The 21,882-nt window shown below is 68.0% G+C and carries 21 protein-coding genes and 1 tRNA gene; 6 read left to right on the top strand and 16 right to left on the bottom strand.

The features are described 5' to 3' along the window. Window positions 1-2,628: an ATP-dependent chaperone ClpB gene (clpB, locus tag NBE95_RS04645; protein ID WP_289894698.1), complete on the bottom strand. Its 2,628-nt coding sequence runs from the start codon at window positions 2,626-2,628 to the stop codon at window positions 1-3. Window positions 2,629-2,779: 151 nt separating this feature from the next. On the opposite strand from clpB, the gene pyrF reads away from it, so the two are divergent. After that, a complete protein-coding gene (gene pyrF, locus NBE95_RS04640) occupies window positions 2,780-3,472 on the top strand; it encodes an orotidine-5'-phosphate decarboxylase (RefSeq protein ID WP_289894697.1) in 693 nt (230 codons plus the stop codon). A 2-nt stretch (window positions 3,473-3,474) separates the two neighbouring features. Here pyrF and NBE95_RS04635 read toward each other — a convergent pair whose 3' ends face one another. From NBE95_RS04635 to NBE95_RS04615, 5 genes are read right to left on the bottom strand one after another with little or no spacing between them, the layout of a single operon-like run. Continuing rightward, complete coding sequence (locus NBE95_RS04635; protein WP_289894696.1) at window positions 3,475-4,104, bottom strand: glutathione S-transferase family protein; 630 nt, start codon at window positions 4,102-4,104, stop codon at window positions 3,475-3,477. Window positions 4,105-4,153: 49 nt separating this feature from the next. After that, a complete protein-coding gene (locus tag NBE95_RS04630; protein ID WP_289894695.1) occupies window positions 4,154-4,549 on the bottom strand; it encodes an NUDIX hydrolase in 396 nt (131 codons plus the stop codon). 20 nt (window positions 4,550-4,569) lie between these two features. Continuing rightward, complete coding sequence (locus tag NBE95_RS04625) at window positions 4,570-4,836, bottom strand: hypothetical protein (protein ID WP_289894694.1); 267 nt, start codon at window positions 4,834-4,836, stop codon at window positions 4,570-4,572. Further along, on the bottom strand, window positions 4,833-5,723 hold the full coding sequence (locus NBE95_RS04620; RefSeq protein ID WP_289894693.1) for an SPFH domain-containing protein: 891 nt from the start codon (window positions 5,721-5,723) through the stop codon (window positions 4,833-4,835). Before NBE95_RS04620 ends, NBE95_RS04625 begins: the two co-directional genes overlap by 4 nt. A gap of 21 nt (window positions 5,724-5,744) precedes the next feature. Next, entirely contained in the window at window positions 5,745-6,608 is an 864-nt protein-coding gene (locus NBE95_RS04615) for an N-formylglutamate amidohydrolase (RefSeq protein WP_289894692.1), read from the bottom strand. 180 nt (window positions 6,609-6,788) lie between these two features. On the opposite strand from NBE95_RS04615, the gene NBE95_RS04610 reads away from it, so the two are divergent. Together NBE95_RS04610 and ykgO are read left to right on the top strand one after the other, a co-directional pair. Further along, window positions 6,789-6,863, top strand: a tRNA-Val gene (locus NBE95_RS04610). 82 nt (window positions 6,864-6,945) lie between these two features. Continuing rightward, window positions 6,946-7,071 (top strand): type B 50S ribosomal protein L36, encoded by a 126-nt coding sequence (gene ykgO, locus NBE95_RS04605; protein WP_017998967.1) that lies wholly within the window; start codon window positions 6,946-6,948, stop codon window positions 7,069-7,071. A 156-nt stretch (window positions 7,072-7,227) separates the two neighbouring features. Here the strand turns inward: ykgO and NBE95_RS04600 are convergent, their stop codons facing one another. From NBE95_RS04600 to NBE95_RS04560, 9 genes are all read right to left on the bottom strand, one after another. Beyond that, a complete protein-coding gene (locus tag NBE95_RS04600) occupies window positions 7,228-7,671 on the bottom strand; it encodes a DMT family transporter (protein WP_289894691.1) in 444 nt (147 codons plus the stop codon). Between the two features lie 20 nt (window positions 7,672-7,691). Further along, a complete protein-coding gene (locus NBE95_RS04595) occupies window positions 7,692-9,443 on the bottom strand; it encodes a peptidoglycan-binding domain-containing protein (protein ID WP_289894690.1) in 1,752 nt (583 codons plus the stop codon). A 29-nt stretch (window positions 9,444-9,472) separates the two neighbouring features. Further along, window positions 9,473-10,690: a phenylacetate--CoA ligase family protein gene (locus NBE95_RS04590; protein ID WP_289894689.1), complete on the bottom strand. Its 1,218-nt coding sequence runs from the start codon at window positions 10,688-10,690 to the stop codon at window positions 9,473-9,475. An 18-nt stretch (window positions 10,691-10,708) separates the two neighbouring features. Continuing rightward, complete coding sequence (locus NBE95_RS04585; RefSeq protein WP_019351308.1) at window positions 10,709-11,533, bottom strand: ABC transporter ATP-binding protein; 825 nt, start codon at window positions 11,531-11,533, stop codon at window positions 10,709-10,711. A gap of 53 nt (window positions 11,534-11,586) precedes the next feature. Further along, a complete protein-coding gene (locus NBE95_RS04580; protein ID WP_019351309.1) occupies window positions 11,587-12,867 on the bottom strand; it encodes an ABC transporter substrate-binding protein in 1,281 nt (426 codons plus the stop codon). Window positions 12,868-12,912: 45 nt separating this feature from the next. After that, complete coding sequence (locus NBE95_RS04575; protein WP_289894688.1) at window positions 12,913-13,989, bottom strand: branched-chain amino acid ABC transporter permease; 1,077 nt, start codon at window positions 13,987-13,989, stop codon at window positions 12,913-12,915. A 105-nt stretch (window positions 13,990-14,094) separates the two neighbouring features. Continuing rightward, complete coding sequence (locus NBE95_RS04570) at window positions 14,095-15,075, bottom strand: branched-chain amino acid ABC transporter permease (protein WP_289894687.1); 981 nt, start codon at window positions 15,073-15,075, stop codon at window positions 14,095-14,097. 9 nt (window positions 15,076-15,084) lie between these two features. After that, window positions 15,085-15,894, bottom strand: coding sequence for an ABC transporter ATP-binding protein (locus tag NBE95_RS04565; protein WP_289894686.1), 810 nt, complete (start codon window positions 15,892-15,894; stop codon window positions 15,085-15,087). Beyond that, window positions 15,891-17,867 carry an AMP-binding protein gene (locus NBE95_RS04560; RefSeq protein ID WP_289894685.1) on the bottom strand — a complete coding sequence of 659 codons (1,977 nt, stop codon included), beginning with the start codon at window positions 17,865-17,867 and terminating at the stop codon, window positions 15,891-15,893. The genes NBE95_RS04565 and NBE95_RS04560 overlap by 4 nt, the downstream gene beginning before the upstream one ends. Before the next feature lie 112 nt (window positions 17,868-17,979). On the opposite strand from NBE95_RS04560, the gene NBE95_RS04555 reads away from it, so the two are divergent. From NBE95_RS04555 to aroQ, 3 genes are read left to right on the top strand one after another with little or no spacing between them, the layout of a single operon-like run. Further along, a complete protein-coding gene (locus NBE95_RS04555) occupies window positions 17,980-19,860 on the top strand; it encodes a PAS-domain containing protein (protein ID WP_289894684.1) in 1,881 nt (626 codons plus the stop codon). Then, window positions 19,853-20,554: a response regulator transcription factor gene (locus tag NBE95_RS04550; RefSeq protein WP_289894683.1), complete on the top strand. Its 702-nt coding sequence runs from the start codon at window positions 19,853-19,855 to the stop codon at window positions 20,552-20,554. Before NBE95_RS04555 ends, NBE95_RS04550 begins: the two co-directional genes overlap by 8 nt. Before the next feature lie 27 nt (window positions 20,555-20,581). After that, entirely contained in the window at window positions 20,582-21,016 is a 435-nt protein-coding gene (aroQ, locus tag NBE95_RS04545; RefSeq protein WP_289894682.1) for a type II 3-dehydroquinate dehydratase, read from the top strand. Here aroQ and NBE95_RS04540 read toward each other — a convergent pair. After that, window positions 21,013-21,816 (bottom strand): glycosyltransferase family 2 protein, encoded by an 804-nt coding sequence (locus tag NBE95_RS04540; protein WP_289894681.1) that lies wholly within the window; start codon window positions 21,814-21,816, stop codon window positions 21,013-21,015. The two genes, aroQ and NBE95_RS04540, sit on opposite strands and share 4 nt — an antisense overlap. Window positions 21,817-21,882: the final 66 nt, after the last annotated feature.

Here is a 21,882-nt window from a genome sequence, read left to right as displayed (position 1 = left end):
TCAGTGCAGCGGCACCCGCGGCCCGCTGTCACCCGCGGAACCCAGATGCGCCGTGGTCACACGGTTGCCCACCATCAGCCCTTCGGGGCCGGCGCTGACATGCACGGTCTGGCCATCCAGAACCTCTCCGGCCAGGATCATCTCGGCCAGCGGGTTCTGCAGGCTGCGCTGCATCACCCGCTTCAGCGGCCGGGCACCGAAGACCGGGTCGTAGCCCTCGTCCGCCAGCCATTTCAGCGCCGCCTCGTCCAGCTCCAGCCCGATCTTGTGCTGCGCCAGCCGGCTTTCCAGCTGCCAGAGCTGGATCTTGACGATGCCGTCCATGTTTTCGCGCGTCAGCCGGTGGAAGATGATGATCTCGTCCAGCCGGTTCAGGAATTCGGGCCGGAAATGCGCCCGCACCGCATCCATCACCTGCGTCCGCGCCTGGCTCGAATCGGCCCCCTCGGGCAGCGCCGACAGCGCCTGCGCCCCCAGGTTCGAGGTCAGCACGATCAGCGTCTGCTTGAAGTCCACCGTCCGACCCTGGCCGTCGGTCAGCTGGCCGTCGTCCAGCACCTGCAGCAGCACGTTGAACACGTCCGGATGCGCCTTTTCGACCTCGTCGAACAGGATCACCTGATAGGGACGCCGCCGCACCGCCTCGGTCAGCACGCCGCCCTCGTCATAGCCGACATAGCCCGGAGGCGCGCCGATCAGCCGCGCGACCGAGTGTTTCTCCATGAACTCGGACATGTCGATGCGGACCATCGCCGAGTCATCGTCGAACAGGTATTCGGCGATGGCCTTGGTCAGCTCGGTCTTGCCGACCCCGGTCGGACCCAGGAACAGGAAGCTGCCCAGCGGCCGCTTGGGATCGTTCAGCCCGGCCCGCGCCCGGCGCACGGCGTTGGAGACGGCCGTCACCGCCTCGGACTGGCCGATGACGCGCTTGCCCAGCACCTCCTCCATCTTCAACAGCTTCTCGCGCTCGCCCTCCAGCATCTTGCTGGTGGGGATGCCGGTCCAGCGTTCCACCACCTCGGCAATCTGCTCGGGGCGCACGGCTTCCTCGACCATCGGACCGTCCTCGCTGCCTTCGGATTCGGCCAGTTGCCGCTCGAGGCCGGGAATGATGCCATAGCTGAGCTCGCCGGCGCGGGCCAGGTTGCCCTCGCGCTTGGCCTGGTCCAGCTCGGCGCGGGCGCGGTCGAGCTGTTCCTTCAGGTGGCGCGAGCCCTCCAGCCGGTCGCGTTCGGCCTGCCAGCGCGCGGTCATGGTCGCGGATTTCTCCTGCAACTCGGAGAGCTGCTTCTCCAGCTTCTCCAGCCGGTCCTGGGAGGCGGCGTCGTCTTCCTTCTTCAGCGCCTCGGCCTCGATCTGCATCTGCAGGATCTGGCGATCCAGCTGGTCCAGCTCCTCGGGCTTGCTGTCCACCTCCATGCGCAGCCGGCTCGCCGCCTCGTCCACCAGGTCGATGGCCTTGTCGGGCAGGAAGCGGTCGGTGATGTAGCGATGCGACAGCGTCGCGGCAGCCACCAGCGCGGCGTCGCTGATGCGGACACCGTGATGCAACTCATACTTCTCCTTGATGCCGCGCAGGATGCTGATCGTGTCCTCGACCGTCGGCTCCAGCACCATGACGGGCTGGAAACGCCGGGCCAGCGCCGCGTCCTTTTCGATATACTTGCGGTATTCGTCCAGCGTGGTGGCGCCGACGCAATGCAATTCGCCCCGCGCCAGCGCCGGCTTGATCAGGTTCGCGGCATCCATGGCGCCATCGGTCTTGCCGGCACCGACCAGCACATGCAGCTCGTCGATGAACAGCACGATCTCGCCGGCGGCGCTCTCGATCTCCTTCAGCACCGCCTTCAGCCGCTCCTCGAACTCGCCGCGGTATTTCGCGCCGGCGATCAGGGCGCCCATGTCCAGCGCCCAGAGCTGCTTATTGCGCAGGCTTTCCGGCACGTCGCCGTCGATGATGCGCAGCGCCAGGCCCTCGGCGATGGCGGTCTTGCCAACGCCGGGCTCGCCGATCAGCACCGGGTTGTTCTTGGTGCGACGCGACAGCACCTGCATGGCGCGGCGGATTTCCTCGTCCCGGCCGATGATCGGGTCGATCTTGCCCTCGGCCGCGGCCTCGGTCAGGTTGCGGCCGTATTTCGACAACGCTTCATAGCTGTCCTCGGCGCTGGCCGTGTCGGCGGTGCGGCCCTTGCGGATGTCGTTGATCGCCGCGTTCAGCGCCTGCGCCGTCACCTTGCCGGCCGTCAGCGCGTCGCGCGCATTGGTGTTGACGACGGCCAGCGCGGTCAACACCCGCTCGGCCGGCACGAAACTGTCGCCGGCCTTCTTGGCCAGCTTCTCGGCCTCGTCCAGCACGCGCACCAGCGAGGGATCGACATAGACCTGCCCCTGCCCGCCGCTGACCTTGGGCTGCTTGGCCACCGCCTGGTCGACGGCCTGGCGCACGGCCTGGGCGTCGCCCCCGGCCCGCGCGATCAGATTGCTGGCAAAGCCCTGATCGTCATCCATCAGCGCCTTCAGCAGATGCTCGGGCATCACGCGCTGGTTTTCCTCGCGGATGGCGATGGTCTGCGCCGCCTGCAGAAAACCGCGCGACCGTTCCGTGAATTTTTCCATATCCATATGAAAATCCTTTCCTCAGCCCCCGCTTTGGATCGCCCGCATTGGCACGATCCGGCTCGGGTCCTGCCTGTCACATGGGCAGAACGAAACGGGGTTTCAAGACAGCCGGTTCCCGCCTATAAGCGGGCCGTTTGTCGCAGTGAGGAAAACCATGGACGACCGTCTGATCGTGGCGCTGGACGTGCCGAATGCGCTGGCCGGGCTGGAGCTGGCCCAGAAGATCGGCGACGCCGCCAGTTTCTACAAGATCGGGCTGGGCATGCTGACCGGCGGCGGCCTCGCGCTCGCCAACGAACTGAAGCAAGAGCACGGCAAGCGCATCTTCCTGGACATGAAGTTCTTCGACATCGGCGCGACCGTGCAGGCGGCGGTCAAGGGCATCGCGCAATACGACCTCGACTTCCTGACCGTGCATGGCGATCCGCATGTGGTGCGGGCGGCGAAACAGGGCGCGGCCGGGTCGAACCTGAAGATCCTCGCCGTGACCATCCTGACCTCGCTGGACCGCGCCGACCTGGATGCCGGGCTGATCGTGCCCGGCGACCTGGCCGAGATCGTCGCGACCCGCGCCGCCCGCGCCTTCGAGGCCGGGGCCGACGGCGTCATCGCCAGCCCGCGCGAGGCCGCGCTGATCCGCGCCCTGCCGGAATCGGCGGGCCGGCTGATCGTCACCCCCGGCGTGCGGCCGGCGGGCAGCGACGCGGGCGACCAGAAGCGGATCGAGACGCCCGCCACCGCCATCGCCAACGGCGCCGACCATATCGTCGTCGGCCGGCCGATCTGGCAGGCCGCCGACCCCCGTGCCGCGGCGCAGGCGATCCAGGCGGAACTGGCCGGGCTCTGATCTCAGCCGAAATTGCGCCGGAAGACCGGCGCCAGATCCTCGCGCGCCGCCGTGGCGCTGGCGATGGACCAGACCTTGGGCGCGTTCGCCCGGAACCAGTCCGGGCCGGGTTTCCAGTTGCTCATCGCCGCCAGGTAGATGTCCAGCGCCGAGAAGCGCTCGCCCAGGAACCAGGGCGCACCCACGACGCCTTCCAGCGTGCTCCACAGCTCCTGCAGCCGCGCGGTGGTGGCCTCGCCCAGTTCCTGCTGCGCCGCCTTGTCGCTCAGGAAGCGCGCCGGATCGTCGCCGAAGGTGAAACAGGGATAGACCTGCGCCACCAGGAAGATCAGCCAGCGCAGGAAGCGCGGCCGTTCCTGGGCGGCGGCGGCCGGCACCAGGTCGTCGCGCCCGGTCAGATCGGCCAGATGCAGGGTGATCGCCGCGCTTTCCGACAGCACCCGGCCGTCAGGCAGGATCAGCACCGGGATCTGCCCGGCCGGGCTGATCCGCATCAGGTCGCGGCGGGCTTCCTGGTCGATGAACAGGTCGGCCACCTCGACGGCATCGGCCTCCAGCCCGTAATGCGCCAGCTGCAACTCGACGATGGCCGAGCCCCAGCCGTTGCGACGGTATAGCTGCATGCGGGACATTCCATGCCTCCTTGCTGATGCCGGGATCATGCACAGGCAGCGGCGTTTTTCAAATCCCCGGCCCGGCATCGGCAAGGATCAGCGCCACCCTTTCCCGAAAATGCGGCACGGCGCGCGGATGGCGGACGAATTCCGCCACCGGCATCATCCGCCATTCCTGCCCCTCGTCGCCAAAGCGGATCGCGGCGATCTCGGGCTCCGCGATGCTGCCGTGAAACATCCAGGACAGCCGCGCCGGATCGTTCCACGACGCGAAGGCCCGGCCGCGCAGCCGGTCGGGGGAAAGCCGCAGACCGAATTCCTCGTGCAATTCGCGCAGGGCGCATTCGACCGGGGTTTCCCCCGGCTCGGCGCCGCCGCCGGGCAGATCCCAATGCGCCGGAAAGGGAATCCAGGCGAAATCGTCGCGCAGGCAGGCCAGCAGCCGCCCGGCATGGATCAGCACCAGCTTGGCACCGATGAAGCCTAGTTGTCGTTGATGTCGCGGGTCCAGCGCCGCACCTCGCCGCGATTGCTGCCGAAGATCCGGCGCAGGACCAGCCAGATCGCCCCGGTCAGCACCGCCGTGACCACCAGCGCCATCGGCAGCCCGCCGGTCCAGAGCCCGATCAGCAGCGCCAGCCCCATCAGCCCGACCGCGATGGCGGCGCCCAGGAAGAACCAGCCGGGCAGCACGATCTCGGCCCCGGCCAGGACCAGTGCCGCGATAATCCAGAACCAGCCGTTCATCATGGCCTGGCCCCGCGGAACAGCTTGAACGCGTCGCCAAGCGCCTCGACGGCCGAGGCGGGGACGATCAGCGTCTGCTTGCCCTGGCCCTTGCCGACCTCGGCCAGCACCTCGACCTGGCGCATGGCGACCTGGTATTGCGCCGCCTCGATGCCGCCGTCGCGAATCGCGCCGGCGATGGCATTGGTGGCATAGGCCTCGGCATCGGCCAGCACGCGCTTGGCCTTGGCCTGCTGTTCCGCGGCGTAAAGCTCGCCATCGGCGGCCAGTTCGACGGCACGCCGCTTGCCCTCGGCCTCGGTGACCTGGGCGCGGCGGGCGCGCTCGGCATTGAGCTGCTGCAGCATGGCGGCGCGGGTGGCCTCGTCCAGGTTCACGTCCAGGATCTCGGCCCGCGTCACCTCGATGCCCCAGTCATCGACGATATTGGCCAGCGATTCGCGGATGCGCTCGATCAGCCGGGCGCGATTCGACTGCACCTGGTCCAGCTCCATCGTGCCGATTTCCGAGCGCACGATGCCGGCGACCGTGGTGGTGATCGCCGCGTCCACGTCGCGGATGCGATAGACGGTCTTTTCCGGCTCGATGATGCGGTAGAACACGCTGGTTTCCACCTGCACCAGCACGTTGTCCGCCGTGATCGCATCCTGGCGCGAGGTCGGCAGCTGCCGCTCCAGCACCGAGATGCGATGCGCCACCCGGTCAAGGAACGGCACGATGAAGTTGATCCCCGGCCCCAGCACCGCATGCAGCCGGCCGAAGCGCTCGACCACGTATTTCTCGGATTGCGGGACGATGCGGACGGCGGTGCTGACCGCCAGGAAGATCACCACCGCCAGGACGATCAGGGCGATGTTCTGGCTCAGCAGGTCGGAAATTTCGGGCGGCATCGGCGGTCCTTTTCCCTGGGTTCATTCGGCGGCGATGGCCGCATCGCCGGCGTCCGGGCGCAGCCGCGCCAGCCTTTCGACGACGCGGGTGAAACGGGCCTGGAACAGGTCGAAATCGGCGCGCGGCTCGACCCGGCTCTCGTCCATGTAGAGAGAGCGGTCCAGTTCCAACTGCACCACATGGACATTGTTGCGCGGCCGGCCATAGGTCGCGGTGATATAGGCGCCGGAAAAGGGCGAGTTGCGGCGGACGCGAAAGCCCTCGGCCGCGACCGCCGCGGCCACACCGGCGCTGATCCGGGGCGCGGCCGACACGCCGTTGCGGTCGCCCAGCACCATGTCCGGGCGCGGACGCGGCAGATGTGCCAGCGCGTCGCGCGGCATGGAATGCATGTCGATCAGGATGGCGCCGCCGAATCGCCCCACCGCCTCGTCGATCAGCGCCGCAAGCGCGCGGTGATAGGGATGCCAGAAGCGGGCGATGCGGCGTTCGGCCTCCTCGCGCGGGATCGGCCGGTCATGGATCGGCCGCCCCTGCGAGACGACGCGAGGAATCACCCCCAGCCCGGCCATGATTCGCGGGTTCATCATCCCCGGCAGCGTGCCGCCGACCACCAGCGGGTCGATCTCCTCGGGGCCGCGGTTCAGGTCCACGACGCAGCGCGGCACCTTCGCCGTCAGCACCGCCGCGCCGTGGTCCAGCGCCGGCCGGATCAGCCGGTCCACGAAGGCATCCTCGGAGGAGCGCAGCTGCAGCGCGTCCAGCCGCGATTCGGCCAGGAACCAGTCGGGATAGGCGCAGCCGGAATGCGGCGAGGCAAAGATCACCCCGCCCTGCCATTTTCCCGGCCGGATCAGATCGAAGACGGTCTCTTCCCTGTTCATCCTTCGGTTCCGCGCCTGCAACCGATGCCCGTTGCGGGCAGTCGGAATGAAAGCCATTAAAGCGCGATCCGCAAGCGTGAACAGCCCTTGAATGAGGGCTTGAAACCCCGGAAAGAGGTGGATATAGACACGCGGACCAAGGGGATCTGGCAGCGGCGCTGGCAGAATCACCTGTCAAGGGGGCGGTTAGCTCAGCGGTAGAGCACTACGTTGACATCGTAGTGGCCACTGGTTCGATCCCAGTACCGCCCACCATTCTATTCGCGCCCCCGGGCTTTCCGGGGGCATTTCGTTTCCAAGGCGCGACCTAGCGATGCGCCGCGATAGGAGAAGACCGATGAAGGTTCGCAATTCGCTCCGCTCGCTCAAGAGCCGCCACCGCGATTGCCAGATCGTGCGCCGCAAGGGCCGCATCTACGTGATCAACAAGACCAACCCGCGCTTCAAGGCCCGCCAGGGCTGAGATCGCCGGTCACCGGATCAGGAACGCCCGTCGCGCGGCCGCGCGGCGGGCGTTTTCCTTTGCGCATGCCCCAAAGCCAATCCGCTGCTGCGCGGCCGCTGGCGGGGGCTTCGCGCCCCCGCACCCCCGCGGGGTATTTTCCAAACGGAGAAAGCCTCAGAAGCGCGACAGCACCAGCCCGCCGCCGACCATCAGCGCCGCCAGGATGCGCGGCAGCGAGATCTCGCGCAGCGGCAGGCCGAAGGCGCCGCTACGGTCCAGGATGATCGCGGCGACGATCTGTCCCAGCGCCAGGGCGCAAAGCGCCGAAAGCGCCCCCAGCCGCGGCAGAGTCCAGACGATGGTCCAGACATAGAAGGCGCCAAGCGCGCCGCCGGCCCACATCCACCACGCGACCGAGCCGGCGCGCAGGAAGGCCCGGCCCTGCCCCAGGCCGATGGCGGCGAGCGCCAGGATGGCGAAGCCCACTCCGAACGAGATCGCCGCCGCGACCAGCGGGCTTTGCACCCCGCGCCCCAGCGCCGCGTTGATCGGCGCCTGCACCGCGATGCAGACCCCCGCCAGGGTCACGAAGATCGCCGCCAAAATCGGTAATTGCATAGTTCTGCCTTTCGTCAGCGTCAGCGCAGCACGTCCGACAGCAGGCTGGATATCGTCTGCTGGGTGACATGGCCGGTGACCCGCAGGTTGCGCGCCGCCTGATAGCGGCGCAGCGCCTCGCGGGTCTCGTCGGTGAACTCGCCATCCACCGCGCCGGGCTGCATGCCGGCGATGCGCAGCCGGTCCTCGATCAGCCTGCGGGTCGAAGGGTTCAGCAGCAACGCCTGTTCCTCGCGCCGGGCCGCCTCGATCCCGGCGCGCAGGGTGGCCAGGCGCTCGCGTGCCTGTTCCGCGTGCCGGCCGGCCGGGAAGCGTTCCAGATAGGTTTCATGCGCCGCGGCCGAGCCCTGCCGGCGCACCCAGCGCCAGGTCGCCTCGTCGCCGCGCGGCGCCTGCGCACCGGGTGCGGCACCGGATGCGGCATCGGGCGCGGCATCGGGCAGCCCGGCCAGCTGGCGGCGGGCGGCTTCGGCATGGATGCCCCGGGGATAGCGGCCCAGATAGGCGTGCAGCCCCTCGGCATCGCCATGTGCCCCGGTCTTCTGCCACCAGCCGCGATCCTGCTGAGCCTCGGCCTGCTGATCCAGCGCGGCCAGTCGCTGCAACTGCGGCCGGCTCAGGTAGCCGGTGGCCGGCAGGCGGTTTCCCCGTTGCCAGTCGGCGATGGCCGCGCGGGTGCGGCTGCCGAACACCCCGTCCGCCCGGCCCGGCTGCAGGCCCAGCCCAGCCAGCCGGCGCTGGATGGCGGCGCGCTCGGCCCGGCCCAGGGTCAGCGCCCGCTCGGCCGCGGCGGCCGAGGAGGGCTGCGGGGCGGTATCGGGCCCCGGCCGCAACTCGGCCAGCCGGGCGCGGGCCACCGCGACGAAACGGCCCGAGGGGAAGCGCCGCAGATAGGTTTCGTATCCGGCCGGCGTATGCCCGGCCGCCGCCGCGGCCCAGGTCTGGCGGTCGCTTTCGCGCCGGGCCGCTGCGCCGCCGACCTGGCCCAGCCGCGCGCGCGCGGCATCGGCATAAAGGCCGCCAGGGAAATCCGACAGGTAATCCCGATAGGCCGCGGCGCTGTCGGCGGTGGCGGCCCGGGCCCAAGCCTCGCGCTCGGCGGCTTGCGGGACCACGACCGGGCGCCGGCCGCCGCGGTCCAGCAGCGCCAGGTCGGCGGCGCTACCCGACAGCAGCCGCAGCGCCGGCTCTGCAGCCACCACCTGGCCCAGCGTATGGCCGCGCAGCAGCTCGGCCAGCGCCCGGGCGCCTGCCTCGGGCGTGCCGGTGACGACCGAAAGGCCCGCCGGCGCCTCGGCCAGGCCGATGCCGTTCTCCAGCCCCGGTCGATGCGGCATCTGCTGCCCGTCGGTGCCCAGGATCAGCACCGAACCCGGCTTGCCCCCGGCCATCAGCCGCATCACCAGCGACAGCGGCGCCCCCTGACGGCCGACGGCCAGGGCCCCCGGCTCGCCGGCATCGGTGCCCATGAACCAGGTCTCGGCCGCGTCATGCAGGAACCGGCCGTTCAGCACGACGATCCGCGCCCCCGGCCGGTCCTCGGCCCGGGCCAGGGCCTCCAGCGCCCGACGCTGCGCGCCGGCCGGCTGATCGACGCCGTCCTGGGTGGTGAATCCCGCCTCGCGCAGCGCCCGGGCCGCCGCCGCCGTATCCGAGCCGGCCAGGTCGGGGGCGCTTTCGTAATCGGCATTGCCGATGATGACGGCGCGATTCTCGGCCCAGGCGGGCGCCGCCCCGGCCAGGACGGCAAGACAGACAGCGACGATACGCATGCGGCGACCTCATTCCGAGGCGGCCGTGCTCAGTCGTAGTTGCGCCGGTCCTCGATCACCTTGCCGTCATTCGGCAGCGAGCCCGGCGCAACCAGTTCCACCCGGCCGCGAAGTTTCAGTGTATCCAACACCGTTCCTTCGTATCTTGCCGCATCATCGCCCCGGGTTTCCAGCAGCACCGTCATCACATCCATCTCTCCGGCGCGTTCGGCGACAACACGAGCGCGTGATATCTCGGGATGGCGGGCGACCAGGGCCGCGACCTGCTCGGGCCGGACGAACATGCCCTTGATCTTGGTGGTCTGGTCGGCCCGGCCCATCCAGCCGCGAATCCGCATGTTGGTGCGCCCGCAGGGGCTTTCGCCCGGCATCGCCGCCGACAGGTCGCCGGTGGCGAAGCGCACCAGCGGATAATCGGCGTTCAGCGTGGTGACGACGACTTCGCCCACCTCGCCATCCGGCACCGGATCGCCGGTGCCGGGACGGACGATCTCGACCACCACCCGCTCATCCACGATCATCCCTTCCTGCGCCGGGGATTCATAGGCGATCAGACCCAGATCGGCGGTGGCATAGCATTGCGTGGTGGCGATGCCGCGTTCCGCATAGGCCTGGCGCAGGCTGGGAAACAGCGCCCCGCCCGAGACCACGGCCCGGGTCATCGCCAGCCGCTCGCCCATCTCGGCAGCCTTGTCCAGCATGATCTTCAGATAGTCCGGGGTGCCGGCATAGACCGTGGTGCCGATATCGACCGCGGCCCGCACCTGCAATTCGGTCTGGCCGGTCCCGGCCGGCAGGGTCGCGGCCCCGACGGCGCGGGCGGCGCTTTCGAACATCATCCCGGCCGGGGTCAGGTGATAGCCGAAGCAATTGTGGATGATGTCGCCCGCCCCCACGCCGGCAGCGTGCAGGAAGCGACCGAGGCGCCACCAGTCCTCGCCGCGGCGGCCGGGCTCATAGATCGGGCCGGGGCTTTGGTAGATGTTCTCGAACTCGTGCGGATGGCGGGTGGTGAAGCCGCCGAAGGGCGGCTTCTTCTTCTGCGCCTCGGACAGCTCGGATTTGCGAATCACCGGCAGCCGGGCCAGCGCCTCGCGCGTGGCGATCTCCTCCGGCTCGATCTCGGCCAGGATGCGGGCCAGCGCCGGGGCCGAGCGCGCCCGCGCCAGCGCGGCCGGCAGTTCGGCCGCCAGCCACAGTGCCCGCTCGTCGGCGCTGCGGGTTTCAAGCTCGTCATAGAATGTCATGGGGATGCCTTTCTGCGCTCAGGCCAGCCAGCGCTTGCGCCGGCGATAGGACCGCACGTCGCGAAAGCTCTTGCGGCCCTGGTCGGACATGCCGAGATAGAATTCCTTGACGTCCGGGTTCTCGCGCAGCGCCTCGGCCGGCCCGTCCATCACCACCCGGCCGCTTTCCAGGATATAGCCGTAATGCGCATAGCGCAGCGCGACATTGGTGTTCTGCTCGGCCAGCAGGAAGGTCACGCCCTCGCCCTCGTTCACCGCCTTGACGATCTCGAAGATCTGCTCGACCAGCTGCGGCGCCAGCCCCATCGAGGGCTCGTCCAGCAGGATGGTCTCGGGGCGCGACATCAGCGCGCGGCCCATGGCGCACATCTGCTGCTCGCCGCCCGAGGTATAGCCGGCCTGGCTTTTCCGCCGCTCCTTGAGGCGGGGGAAATAGTTGTAGACCATCTCCAGATCCTGCCGGATCGCCGCGCCGCCGTCGCTGCGCGTATAGGCGCCGGTCAGCAGGTTCTCCTCGATGGTCAGGTGCTCGAAGCAATGGCGGCCCTCCATCACCTGGATCACCCCCTTCTTGACCAGGCTGGCCGGGTCCATGTCCTGCACCCGCTCGCCGCGATAGCTGATCGTGCCCTTGGTGACCTCGCCGCGCTCGGAATGCAGCAGGTTCGAGATCGCCTTCAGCGTCGTGGTCTTGCCCGCGCCGTTGCCGCCCAGCAGCGCGGTGATGCCGCCCTTGGGCACCGACAGGCTGACGCCCTTCAGCACCAGGATGACGTGGTTGTAGATCACCTCGATATTGTTGACCTCGAGCAGGGTCTCGCGTTGGGGCGCAGCGTCGAACATGGGCTTTCCCTCCGGGTCGATGGGCCCCGGCAGCGCACCGCCGGGGCAAGGGTTCAGCAGCGCGGCGTGATGCCGGCTTCCTTGGCATAGGCCTCGCTGTCCTCGAGGATCAGCGGATCGAGGATTTCCTGATCGGGGGCGGTGAATTCGGTGATCAGGCTCCATTTCTTGGCCGAGGCGTCCCATTGCTGCAGGCGGGCCATGCCGCTGCCGCCGTGGTTGTCGCAGCTCATCTTGATCTCGGGGCCGAAGTCCGGCAGCCCGATCTCGGTCAGGCGCGCGGGGGTGATGTCCAGCGCCTCGAAGCCGTCGCGCAGCTGCGCGGCGGTGATCTTCGGGGTGCCGGCCAGCTCCTGCGCCTTCCTGATCGCCTCGGCGATGACCACGGCGGCATACATGCCGCGCGAATACAGCGCCGAGCCGACGAACTGCCCGTCCTGCGAGGCCTTGCCCGGCTCGACGACATATTTCTGCATGTCGGCGTAAAGCGGGTAATCGGTGCCGACGCCGTTGAAGGTCAGCGATTTGTAGCCGTTGGCGACGGCGCCCACCGGCAGCACGTCAACCTCGGAGCCGGACCACCAGATGCCGATGAAATTCTCCATCGGGAAGCGGATGTTCGCGGCCTCCTGGATGGCGGTCTGGTTCATCACGCCCCAGCCCCACATCAGCACGTAATCCGGCTTGTCGCGGCGGATCTGCAGCCACTGGCTCTTCTGCTCCTGACCCGGCGGGTCGACCGGCAGCTCGGTCAGGGTGAAGCCATGTTTCTTCGACAGGTCCTGCAGGGTGCGGATCGGCTCCTTGCCATAGGCCGAGTTGTGATAGACCAGCGCGATCTTCTTGCCGTTCAGATCGCCGCCGTTCTGCTCCAGCAGATACTTGATCGCCACCGAGGCGCCGTCCCAATAGTTCGCCGGGGCGTTGAACACCCATTCGAAGACCTTGCCGTTCTTGGCCGAGGTGCGGCCATAGCCCGGCGTGTAAAGCGGGATCTTGTCGGCCGAGACCTTGGGGATCAGCTGATAGGTGATGCCGGTGGACAGCGGGTTATAGACCAGCGCGCCCGAGCCCTTGGTCGATTCGTAGCACTCGACGCCCTTCTCGGTATTGTAGGCGGTCTCGCATTCCGGGGTCTGGATCTTCTCGCCGCCGATGCCGCCGTCGCGCTCGTTCAGCAGGGTGAAATAGTCGTTGAACCCGTCGGCATACTGCGTGCCGTTGGCGCCATAGGGCCCGGTACGATAGCTGAGGTTCGGCACCACCAGATCGGCCATGGCCGGCGCCGCCGCCATGAAGGCGCCCAGCGCGACAGTTGCAAGTTTCAGTTTCATCTTGGTCTCCTCCCCAAGGGTTTCGTTGCGCCGGTTGTCCGGTCGTTAATGCGGGAACGGCCAGAGCCGCAGCTTCTCCTTCGTCAGCGCCCACAGACGCGCCAGCCCGTGCGGCTCGACGATCAGGAAGAAGACGATCAGCGCGCCGACGATCATCAGCTCGATATGGGCGGCCAGATCGGTCGGCCAGCCGAACTGCGCCACCAGCACGTTCTTCAGGAACACCGGCAGCAGCACCAGGAAGGCGGCGCCGGCAAAGCTGCCGAAGATGCTGCCCAGGCCGCCGATGATGACCATGAACAGGATCAGGAAGCTCTTGTTGATGCCGAAGGCCTCGCTGGCCTCGGCCGCGCCCAGATAGACGGCGAAGAGCAGCGCCCCGGCGATGCCGACGAAGAAACTGGAAACGGCAAAGGCCGAGAGCTTGGCGGTCAGCGGGTTCACGCCGATGATCTCGGCCGCGATGTCCATGTCGCGGATCGCCATCCATTTGCGGCCCACGCTGCCGCGGGTCAGGTTGCGCGCCACCCAGGCCAGGGCCACGGCGAAACACAGGCAGACCAGGTATTTCGCCGAAGCCGTGGTGGCGGGCCCGGTCACCGCCCAGCCGAACATGGTGCGTTCCGGCGCGTTGATCTGTCCCGAAGCCGAATAGTTGTAGAACCACGGCACCTTGTTGAACAGCCAGACCAGGAAGAACTGCGCCGCCAGCGTCGCCACCGCCAGGTAGAAGCCCTTGATCCGCAGGCTGGGCAGGCCGAAAAGCATGCCCACCACCGCGGTGATCGCCCCGGCCAGCAGGACATGGATCACGATCGGCACGCCGGGAAAGGCGGTCATCAGCTTGTAGACCGCATAGGCGCCCACCGCCATGAAGCCGCCGGTGCCCAGGCTGACCTGCCCGGCATAGCCGGTCAGGATGTTCAGCCCGATGGCGGCGATGGCATAGATCAGGAAGGGCACCAGCACCGCGTTGGCCCAGTAGCTGTCGATGACCAAGGGCACGACCAGGAAGGCCACGGCCAGGATCGCGTAATAGCCCCAGCGATCCAGCCTGATCGGAAAGGTCTGGCCATCGTCGCGATAGCTCGTCTTGAAGTCGCCCGCCTCACGGTAAAACATCCGCCCCTCCCGGCTTGTGCGTTCCGACATTCGGGTATTTGTGAAACGGTGAATGTGTCACCGTTTTCCAAATACCCGATCCCGAGTCCTCGACCCGCGCCATGGTCAGACCCTTTCGATGATGCGCTCGCCGAACAGGCCCTGCGGCCGGAACACGAGGAAGAGCAGCGCCAGCACATAGGCGAACCAGTTCTCGGTCGCGCCGCCGACCATCGGGCCGACGAAATATTCGAACAGCTTCTCGCCCATGCCGATGATCAGCCCGCCGACGATGGCACCGGGGATCGAGGTGAACCCGCCGAGCATCAGCACCGGCAGCGCCTTCAGCGCGATCAGCGACAGGCTGAACTGCACCCCCGATTTCGTGCCCCACATGATGCCCGCGACCAGCGCCACGAAGCCGGCGATCGACCAGACCATGATCCAGATGAAGCGCAGGCTGATGCCCACCGACAGCGCCGCCTGGTGGTCGTCGGCCACGGCGCGCATCGCCCGGCCCTGCTTGGTATATTGCGAGAAGCCGACCAGCGCCGCCACCAGCACCGCCGCGATCAGGGTGGCCCAGATGTCCAGCCGGTCGATGAAGAAGCCGTAGCCCAGCCAGTTGTTCGTCGCCGTCTCGACGGTTTCGGAAATGCCCTGCGGCAGGCCCACGTCCAGCACCTTGACGTCGGCCCCCCACATCACGTCGCCCAGGCCCTCCAGGAACCAGGCCAGGCCGATGGTGGCCATGAACAGGATGATCGGCTCCTGCCCGACCAGGTGCTTCAGCACCAGCTTCTCGATGGCGATGGCAAGACCGACCATGATCAGCGCGGTCAGCGCGATGGCGAACAGCCCCGGCACGGTCCAGCCGAAGCTGCTGACATGCACGCCGAAGGTGGCGTTGATCAGATGCGCGAAAGGCACCCGGCCCTCCATGATGCCCACCAGCGTCATGGCGGCGAACAGCGCCATCACCCCCTGGGCATAGTTGAAGACGCCCGAGGCCTTGTAGATCAGCACGAAGCCCAGGGCGACCAGCGAATACATCACCCCGGCCATCAGGCCGTTCAGCAGGATCTCGCTTGCGTAAAGAAACTCCATTCCCGCCCTCTATGCGTGTTCCACGCCCAGATAGGCGCTGATGACCTCGGGATTGCTGCGCACCTCGTCCGGGGTGCCGTCGCCGATCTTGCGGCCGTAATCCATCACCACCACCCGGTCCGACAGGTCCATGACCACGCCCATGTCATGCTCGATCAGCGCGATGGTGGTGCCGAATTCGTCGTTCACGTCCAGGATGAAGCGGCACATGTCCTCCTTCTCCTCGACGTTCATGCCGGCCATCGGCTCGTCGAGCAGCAGGATCTTCGGCTCGGCCGCCAGCGCCCGGGCCAGTTCCACGCGCTTCTTCAGCCCATAGGGCAGCCGGCCGACCGGGGTCTTGCGGATGTTCTGGATCTCGAGGAAGTCGATGATCTTCTCGACCTGCTCGCGGTTGGCGACCTCCTCGCGCTCGGCCCGGCCCCACCACAGCGCCTGGCTCCAGATCGGCGCCTTCATCATGTTCAGCCGCCCGGTCATGATGTTGTCGAGCACCGACATGCCGTCGAACAGCGCGATGTTCTGGAAGGTGCGGGCGATGCCCAGCCGCGCCACCTCATAGGGCTTCATCGGACCGCGCCGTGCGCCGCGGAACCAGATCTCGCCCTCCTGCGGGACGTAGAAGCCCGAGATCACGTTCAGCATCGAGGATTTCCCGGCGCCGTTCGGGCCGATGATGGCGCGGATCTCGCCCTCGCGGATGTCGAAGCTGATGTCCTTGATCGCCGTGACGCCGCCGAAGCGCAGGGTGATGTTCTTCAGGTCCATCAGCACGCCGCCGATCTGGCGGCCATCGGAAGTGGTCGTCGTCTGGGTCATTCCGCGGCCACCTTCTGCATGGTTTGGGTCGGGAAGGTCCGGGCGTCCTCGATCTTCACCACCGCGCGGATCTCGCCCTTGCGGCCGTCCTCGTAGGTCACCTCGGTGCGGGTGCTGACCGTGTCGCGCCCGTCATAAAGCGCCGCGATCAGGTCGGCATATTTCTCGGCGATGATGTTGCGGCGCACCTTGCGGGTGCGGGTCATCTCGCCATCATCGGGGTCCAGTTCCTTGTGCAGCACCAGGAAGCGGCTGATCTGGCAACCCGAGAGCATCGGATCCTGGGCGATGGATTCATTCACCGCCTCGACATGGTCCTTGATCGTGGCATAGACCTGCGGATGGCCGGCCAGTTCCTGATAGCTGGCATAGGCGATGTTGTTGCGCTCGGCCCAGTTGCCGACCGCGGTCAGGTCGATGTTGATGAAGGCGGTGCACATGTCGCGGCCGGCGCCGAAGACCACCGCCTCCAGGATGTTGGGATAGAACTTCAGCTTGTTCTCGACATATTTCGGCGCGAACATCCGGCCGTCCGCCATGCGGCCCACGTCCTTGGCGCGGTCGATGATGCGCAGATGGCCCGAGCCTTCCTCGAAGAAGCCGGCGTCGCCGGTCGCCACCCAGCCCTCGGCATCCTTGGTCGAGGCGGTGCTGTCGGGATTGTTGTAATATTCCACAAAAGTGCCGGGCGAGCGATAGAAGACCTCGCCATTCTCGGCGATCCTCAGCTCCACCCCGGGCGAGGGCACACCGACGGTGTCCGAGCGCACCTGCCCGTCCGGCTGCTGGGTGATAAAGACCGAGGCCTCGGTCTGGCCGTAGAGCTGCTTCAGGTTGATGCCGAGGCTGCGGTAGAAATCGAAGATCTCGGGACCGATCGCCTCGCCCGCCGTATAGCCCACTCGGATGCGGGAATAGCCCAGGGTGTTCTTCAGCGGGCCATAGACCAGCAGATTGCCCAAGGCATAGCGCAGCCGGTCCGGTCCGCCGACCGGCCGGCCGTCCAGCAGCGCCGGGCCGACGCGGCGCGCGACCTCCATGAAATGCCGGAACAGCCAGCGCTTGATGCGGCCGGCATCCTCCATGCGGATCATCACCGAGGTCAGCTGGCCCTCGAAGACGCGGGGCGGGGCGAAGAAATAGGTCGGGCCGATCTCGCGCAGGTCGGTCATCATCGTATGCGCGCCTTCGGGGCAGTTCACGGTGAAGCCGGCCCAATAGGCCTGCCCGACCGAGAAGATGAAATCGCCGACCCAGGCCATCGGCAGATAGGCCAGCACCTCCTCGCGCTCGGTCAGATGGTCGAAGGTGGCGGTGTTGCGGCCGGTCTCGATGATGTTGCGGTTCGACAGCACCACGCCCTTGGGCTTGCCGGTGGTGCCCGAGGTATACAGCATCACGCAGGTATCGTCATAGCCCAGCGCGGCGGTGCGCGCGTCCACCTCATGGCCCAGGCGCTGCGCGGCGGCGCGGCCTTCGGCCTGCACGTCGGTCAGCGCGTTCATGTGGGAATGGTCGTATTTCCGCATGCCGCGCTTGTCGGTATAGACGATATGCTCGACCGAGGGGGCGCGTTCGCCCACCTCCAGCACCTTGTCCACCTGTTCCTGGTCGCCGCAGATGACGAAGCGGGCGCCGCAATGGTCCAGCACATAGGCCATCTCGTCGGCCACCGCGTCCTGATACAGCGGCACCGGCACCGCGCCGCACATCTGCGCCGCGACCATGGCCCAGTAATGCGCCGGGCGGTTGCGGCCGATGATGGCGACATGATCGCCCCGGTTCAGCCCCAGCACCAGGAAGCCCAGCGCCAGATCGCGGATCTCGGCCGCGGCCTCGGCCCAGGTCCAGCTTTGCCAGATCCCGAATTCCTTTTCCCGATAGGCCGGCCGGTTGCCGAACCGTTCGGCATTGCGCGCCAGCAACGCTGGGATAGACTGCAAACCGGCCTGGGCCGCCTCAGCGTTCTGCATGGTTCCTCCCCTTGCCGTCCGGACTCCTCTTCCCTCTGGCAATCACAGCTTACAGCGGCAATTCTTGCGTCAGTTTTTCCCGAATCCTACGAATTGTTACAGGGACCGCGCAATGCCAGGATTGGAGATGCCCTCGAACGACCGGCACGCCGAACTGACGCGTTCGGGGCTGAACCTGATCCAGCAGGCGATCTCGATCTTCGACGCCGAGTTGCGACTGGCGGTCTGCAACCGTCCCTATCAGGCGATGTTCGGCCTGCCGGACGAACTGACCCGGCCCGGCGCCAGCTTCCAGGACACCATCCGCTACCTGGTGCATCGCGGCGAATACGGGCCGCAGGACGACCCCGAGACCGCGATCCGCGAGCGCGTCGACCAGGCCCGCACCTTCCAGCCGCATTACATGGAAAGGAAGCGCGCCGACGGCCGCTGGATCTCGGTCGAGGGGGCGCCGCTGTCGCAGGGCGGCTGGATCGCGGTCTATACCGACATCACCCAGATCAAGCGGCAGGAGGAACTGCTGCGCGCCCGCTCCGAGGAGCTGTCGGAACTGGTGCTGGACCATGCCGAGCGGCTGTCGGCCGCGAACCGGGCGCTGGCCGCGACCAATGCCGCGCTGGAGGAGGCCAAGCGCATCCTGACCGAATCCGAGGCGCGCACCCGCCATGTCACCGCCATGGTCCCGGCCCATATCGCGCATATGGATCGCGACTATCGCTATACCTTCTCGAACAACCAGATCTCGATGGTGTTTCCCGGCTCGGACGCCTCGATCATCGGCCGGCAATGCGAAACGGTGCTGGGGGCCGAGACCTTCGCCCGCATCCGCCCGCATCTGGATCGCGCCATCGCCGGCCAGCCGCAGGTGTTCGAGATCACCCACCCGCCATCGGGCCGGCGCATCCGCATCGCGCTGACCCCGGACCAGAACGGCCGCGGCGTCTATATCCTGTCCACCGACGTCACCGCCGAGGTGCAGGCGCGCGAGGCGCTGACCCATGCGGCGAAGCGTGCGGTGGCGGCGCAGATGACCTCGGGGCTGGCGCATGATTTCGGCAACCTGCTGACCATCATCCTGGGCCTGCAGGGCCGGCTGGCCCGCGCCGAGCTGCCGCCGGAGCAGGCCGAGGACGTGCAGGCGACGCTGGCCGCTGCCCGGCGCGGGGTGCGGCTGCTCGACGGCATGGCGGCGCTGACCGGACGGCGCGAGCACCAGCCGCAGCCGGTCGGGCTGCGCGCCATGCTGGACGATCTGGCGGCGATGACCCGGCCGACGCTGGGCGCGGGCGTGGCGCTGGACAGCCGCATCGGCGAGCTGCCGGCACGGGTGATGCTGGATCCCGGCGCGCTGCAGGACGCGCTGCTCAACCTGATCCTGAACGCCCGCGACGCCATGCAGGGCCGGGGCCGGATCACCGTCGAGATCCGCCCCGCCGGGCGCTGGCTGGAAATCGCGGTCACCGATACCGGCCCCGGCTTCTCGGCCGTGGCGCTGGCGCGGGCCACCGAGCCCTTCTTCACCACCAAGGGCAGCCGCGGCACCGGCCTGGGCCTGTCGATGGTCTATGACCAGATCAAACTGTCGGGCGGCACATTGCGGCTGTCCAACGCCGAGGCCGGTGGCGCGCGGGTCACCATCCGCCTGCCGCTGCGCGCCGTCCGCCCGCATCTGGTGTTGCTGGTCGAGGATGACGACGCCATCCGCGCCCATATCCGCGAGATGCTGACCGCCCAGGGCCATTCGGTGATCGAGGCCGGCTCGCTGTCCGAGGCGCGCGGGTTGACCGATCTTCCCGGCCTGACGCTGATCCTGTCCGACCTGCAACTGGGCGACGGTTCGGGCGCCGATCTGCGGGGCCGCGGCCTGCCGCTGATCCTGATGACGGCGCTGCCGCCGGGCGATCCGCGCAGATCGGGGCTTGACGGGCCGGTCCTGACCAAGCCCTTTGGCGACACCGAACTGGCCGTGGCCATGGCAGAGACCGATGACTGACGCCCCCCTGATCGCCATCCTCGACGACGAGCCCGAAATCCGCCGCCTGCTGTCCGCCGCGCTGGAGGAGGCGGGCTTCCGCACCGTGGGCTTCGCCCGCGCCACCGAATTCGAGGCGGCGCTGCGCCGCATCCAGCCCGATGCCTGCCTGATCGACCTGGGGCTGCCCGACCGCGACGGGCTGGCGCTGGTGCACCGGCTGGCCAGCGAATCCGGCGCGGCGATCATCATCATCTCGGGCCGGGCGCAGGTGCAGGACCGGGTGACGGGCCTTGAACTGGGCGCCGACGACTACATCATCAAGCCCTTCGAGCCGGCCGAGGTGGTGGCCCGCATCCGCGCCCGGCTGCGCAAGCCGCAGCGCGAGACCGGCCCCGGCCGCCAGCAGATCCGCTTTGCCGGCTGGGCGGCGGATTTCGACCGCTACACCCTGACCTCGCCCGAGGGCGCCGAGACCCCGATCTCCCATGCCGAGGCCGAGGTGCTGCGGCTGTTTCTCGACAATCCGCGCCGGCTGATCTCGCGCGCGCAGATGCTGGAGACGCTGGGCGGCACGGCGGGCGAAAGTTTCGACCGGGCGATGGACGTGCGCATCTCGCGCCTGCGCACCAAGCTGGGCGAGGATCCGAAAAACCCGCGCCTGATCAAGACGATCTACGGCGCGGGCTATATCTTTCTGGCCGAACTGGGCTAGATTGCCCCGATCCTTGCGGAGAATGCCATGCCCACCGTCTTTGTCCTGAACGGCCCGAACCTGAACCTCTTGGGCCAGCGCCAGCCCGAGATCTACGGCAGCACCACGCTGGCCGACGTGGAGCGCGACTGCAAGGCGCTGGGGGCCGAGCTGGGGCTCGACATCGCCTTCCACCAGTCGAACCACGAAGGGGCCATCATCGACCTGATCCACCAGGCGCGGCTGAAGGCCCAGGCCATCGTCATCAACCCGGCCGCCTTCACCCATACTTCGGTCGCGATCCTCGACGCGCTGAACACCTTCGACGGGCCGGTGATCGAGGTGCATATCTCGAACGTCCACAAGCGCGAAAGCTTCCGGCACCATTCCTATGTCAGCCTGCGCGCCGAGGGGGTGATCGCCGGCTTCGGCAGCCACGGCTACCTGCTGGCGCTGCGCCACGTCGCCAAGCTGGTCGGCTAGGGGGCGGCGCCCGCCGGCCCCCAGATGCCGCGATTCTGGCGGAACCAGTCGTAGCAGGCGCCATTGGCCGGGCCGCGGCCCTTGCCCTGCCAGGAAAAATGCAGCAGCGCGTCGCAACGGGCCACCCGGCGCTCGCCGGGGGTGATGCCCTCGGCGTTCAGCCAGATCCTGACCCCGTTCAGCGCCAGGTTGCCCGACAGCCAGGGATCGTCGACGGTCCACAGCAACTCGGGAATGTCGAAGGCGCTGTCGGGCATGAATGCCGGGCGCAGCATGGCGCCGCCATAGCCCTTGAAGATATCGACATGACCCGAGCCCAGCCAGGGCGCGGGCTTGTGCAGGCCCAGCGTCGCCAGCCGCAGCAGCCGGTATCCCCAACCCTTGCGGCGCGGCAGGGCGCGGGGCTGGACCGTGCCTTCATGGCCGGGAACGAAGCCGCCCGCCTCGGCGATGACGCAATCGGGATGCGCGCGCCGCGCGGCCAGGAAGCGTGCGGTCCAGCCGCGGTCATAGATGCGGTCGTCATCGCAAAGCAGCAGCTCGCAATCCTGGCCGGCGAAATCGCGCACCGCCGGCAGGATCTTGGTGGCCGGGCCGAAATCCTCGTCGGTGCGGTGGATGCTGACGCCGCGCGGCACCTCGGGCAAGGCGCCGTCCCAGTCCGGAAAGCGGCGATAGCGCCGGGGAATGTACAGCCGCACCTGGTCGGGCGGCACCTGCTGGTTCAGCACCGAGCGCAGGGTGGGCCCCAGCTCGGCGAAGCGAGACGGGATCGAGGACAGGGTTATGACAAGCGTCACGCGGGGTTTCCCTCAGTTGGTCGTCTTTTCCGCCCGCAGGCAGGCCGCGGCTGCCGGGACAGCGCG

It is taken from the genome of Paracoccus sp. TOH, assembly GCF_030388245.1.
Taxonomy (GTDB): domain Bacteria; phylum Pseudomonadota; class Alphaproteobacteria; order Rhodobacterales; family Rhodobacteraceae; genus Paracoccus; species Paracoccus simplex.
This window is presented reverse-complemented; position numbering and strand designations above follow the sequence as displayed.

What these genes read in the sequence shown, in the direction of transcription:
- NBE95_RS04635 (WP_289894696.1), bottom strand. Translation starts at nt 4,104, where the DNA reads ATGTCCCGCATGCAGCTATACCGTCGCAACGGCTGGGGCTCGGCCATC.
- NBE95_RS04595 (WP_289894690.1), bottom strand. Translation starts at nt 9,443, where the DNA reads ATGCGTATCGTCGCTGTCTGTCTTGCCGTCCTGGCCGGGGCGGCGCCC.
- NBE95_RS04615 (WP_289894692.1), bottom strand. Translation starts at nt 6,608, where the DNA reads ATGAACAGGGAAGAGACCGTCTTCGATCTGATCCGGCCGGGAAAATGG.
- NBE95_RS04600 (WP_289894691.1), bottom strand. Translation starts at nt 7,671, where the DNA reads ATGCAATTACCGATTTTGGCGGCGATCTTCGTGACCCTGGCGGGGGTC.
- clpB (WP_289894698.1), bottom strand. Translation starts at nt 2,628, where the DNA reads ATGGATATGGAAAAATTCACGGAACGGTCGCGCGGTTTTCTGCAGGCG.
- pyrF (WP_289894697.1), top strand. Translation starts at nt 2,780, where the DNA reads ATGGACGACCGTCTGATCGTGGCGCTGGACGTGCCGAATGCGCTGGCC.
- NBE95_RS04570 (WP_289894687.1), bottom strand. Translation starts at nt 15,075, where the DNA reads ATGGAGTTTCTTTACGCAAGCGAGATCCTGCTGAACGGCCTGATGGCC.
- NBE95_RS04585 (WP_019351308.1), bottom strand. Translation starts at nt 11,533, where the DNA reads ATGTTCGACGCTGCGCCCCAACGCGAGACCCTGCTCGAGGTCAACAAT.
- NBE95_RS04555 (WP_289894684.1), top strand. Translation starts at nt 17,980, where the DNA reads ATGCCAGGATTGGAGATGCCCTCGAACGACCGGCACGCCGAACTGACG.
- NBE95_RS04550 (WP_289894683.1), top strand. Translation starts at nt 19,853, where the DNA reads ATGACTGACGCCCCCCTGATCGCCATCCTCGACGACGAGCCCGAAATC.
- NBE95_RS04560 (WP_289894685.1), bottom strand. Translation starts at nt 17,867, where the DNA reads ATGCAGAACGCTGAGGCGGCCCAGGCCGGTTTGCAGTCTATCCCAGCG.
- NBE95_RS04580 (WP_019351309.1), bottom strand. Translation starts at nt 12,867, where the DNA reads ATGAAACTGAAACTTGCAACTGTCGCGCTGGGCGCCTTCATGGCGGCG.
- aroQ (WP_289894682.1), top strand. Translation starts at nt 20,582, where the DNA reads ATGCCCACCGTCTTTGTCCTGAACGGCCCGAACCTGAACCTCTTGGGC.
- NBE95_RS04590 (WP_289894689.1), bottom strand. Translation starts at nt 10,690, where the DNA reads ATGACATTCTATGACGAGCTTGAAACCCGCAGCGCCGACGAGCGGGCA.
- NBE95_RS04575 (WP_289894688.1), bottom strand. Translation starts at nt 13,989, where the DNA reads ATGTTTTACCGTGAGGCGGGCGACTTCAAGACGAGCTATCGCGACGAT.
- NBE95_RS04565 (WP_289894686.1), bottom strand. Translation starts at nt 15,894, where the DNA reads ATGACCCAGACGACGACCACTTCCGATGGCCGCCAGATCGGCGGCGTG.
- ykgO (WP_017998967.1), top strand. Translation starts at nt 6,946, where the DNA reads ATGAAGGTTCGCAATTCGCTCCGCTCGCTCAAGAGCCGCCACCGCGAT.
- NBE95_RS04625 (WP_289894694.1), bottom strand. Translation starts at nt 4,836, where the DNA reads ATGATGAACGGCTGGTTCTGGATTATCGCGGCACTGGTCCTGGCCGGG.
- NBE95_RS04620 (WP_289894693.1), bottom strand. Translation starts at nt 5,723, where the DNA reads ATGCCGCCCGAAATTTCCGACCTGCTGAGCCAGAACATCGCCCTGATC.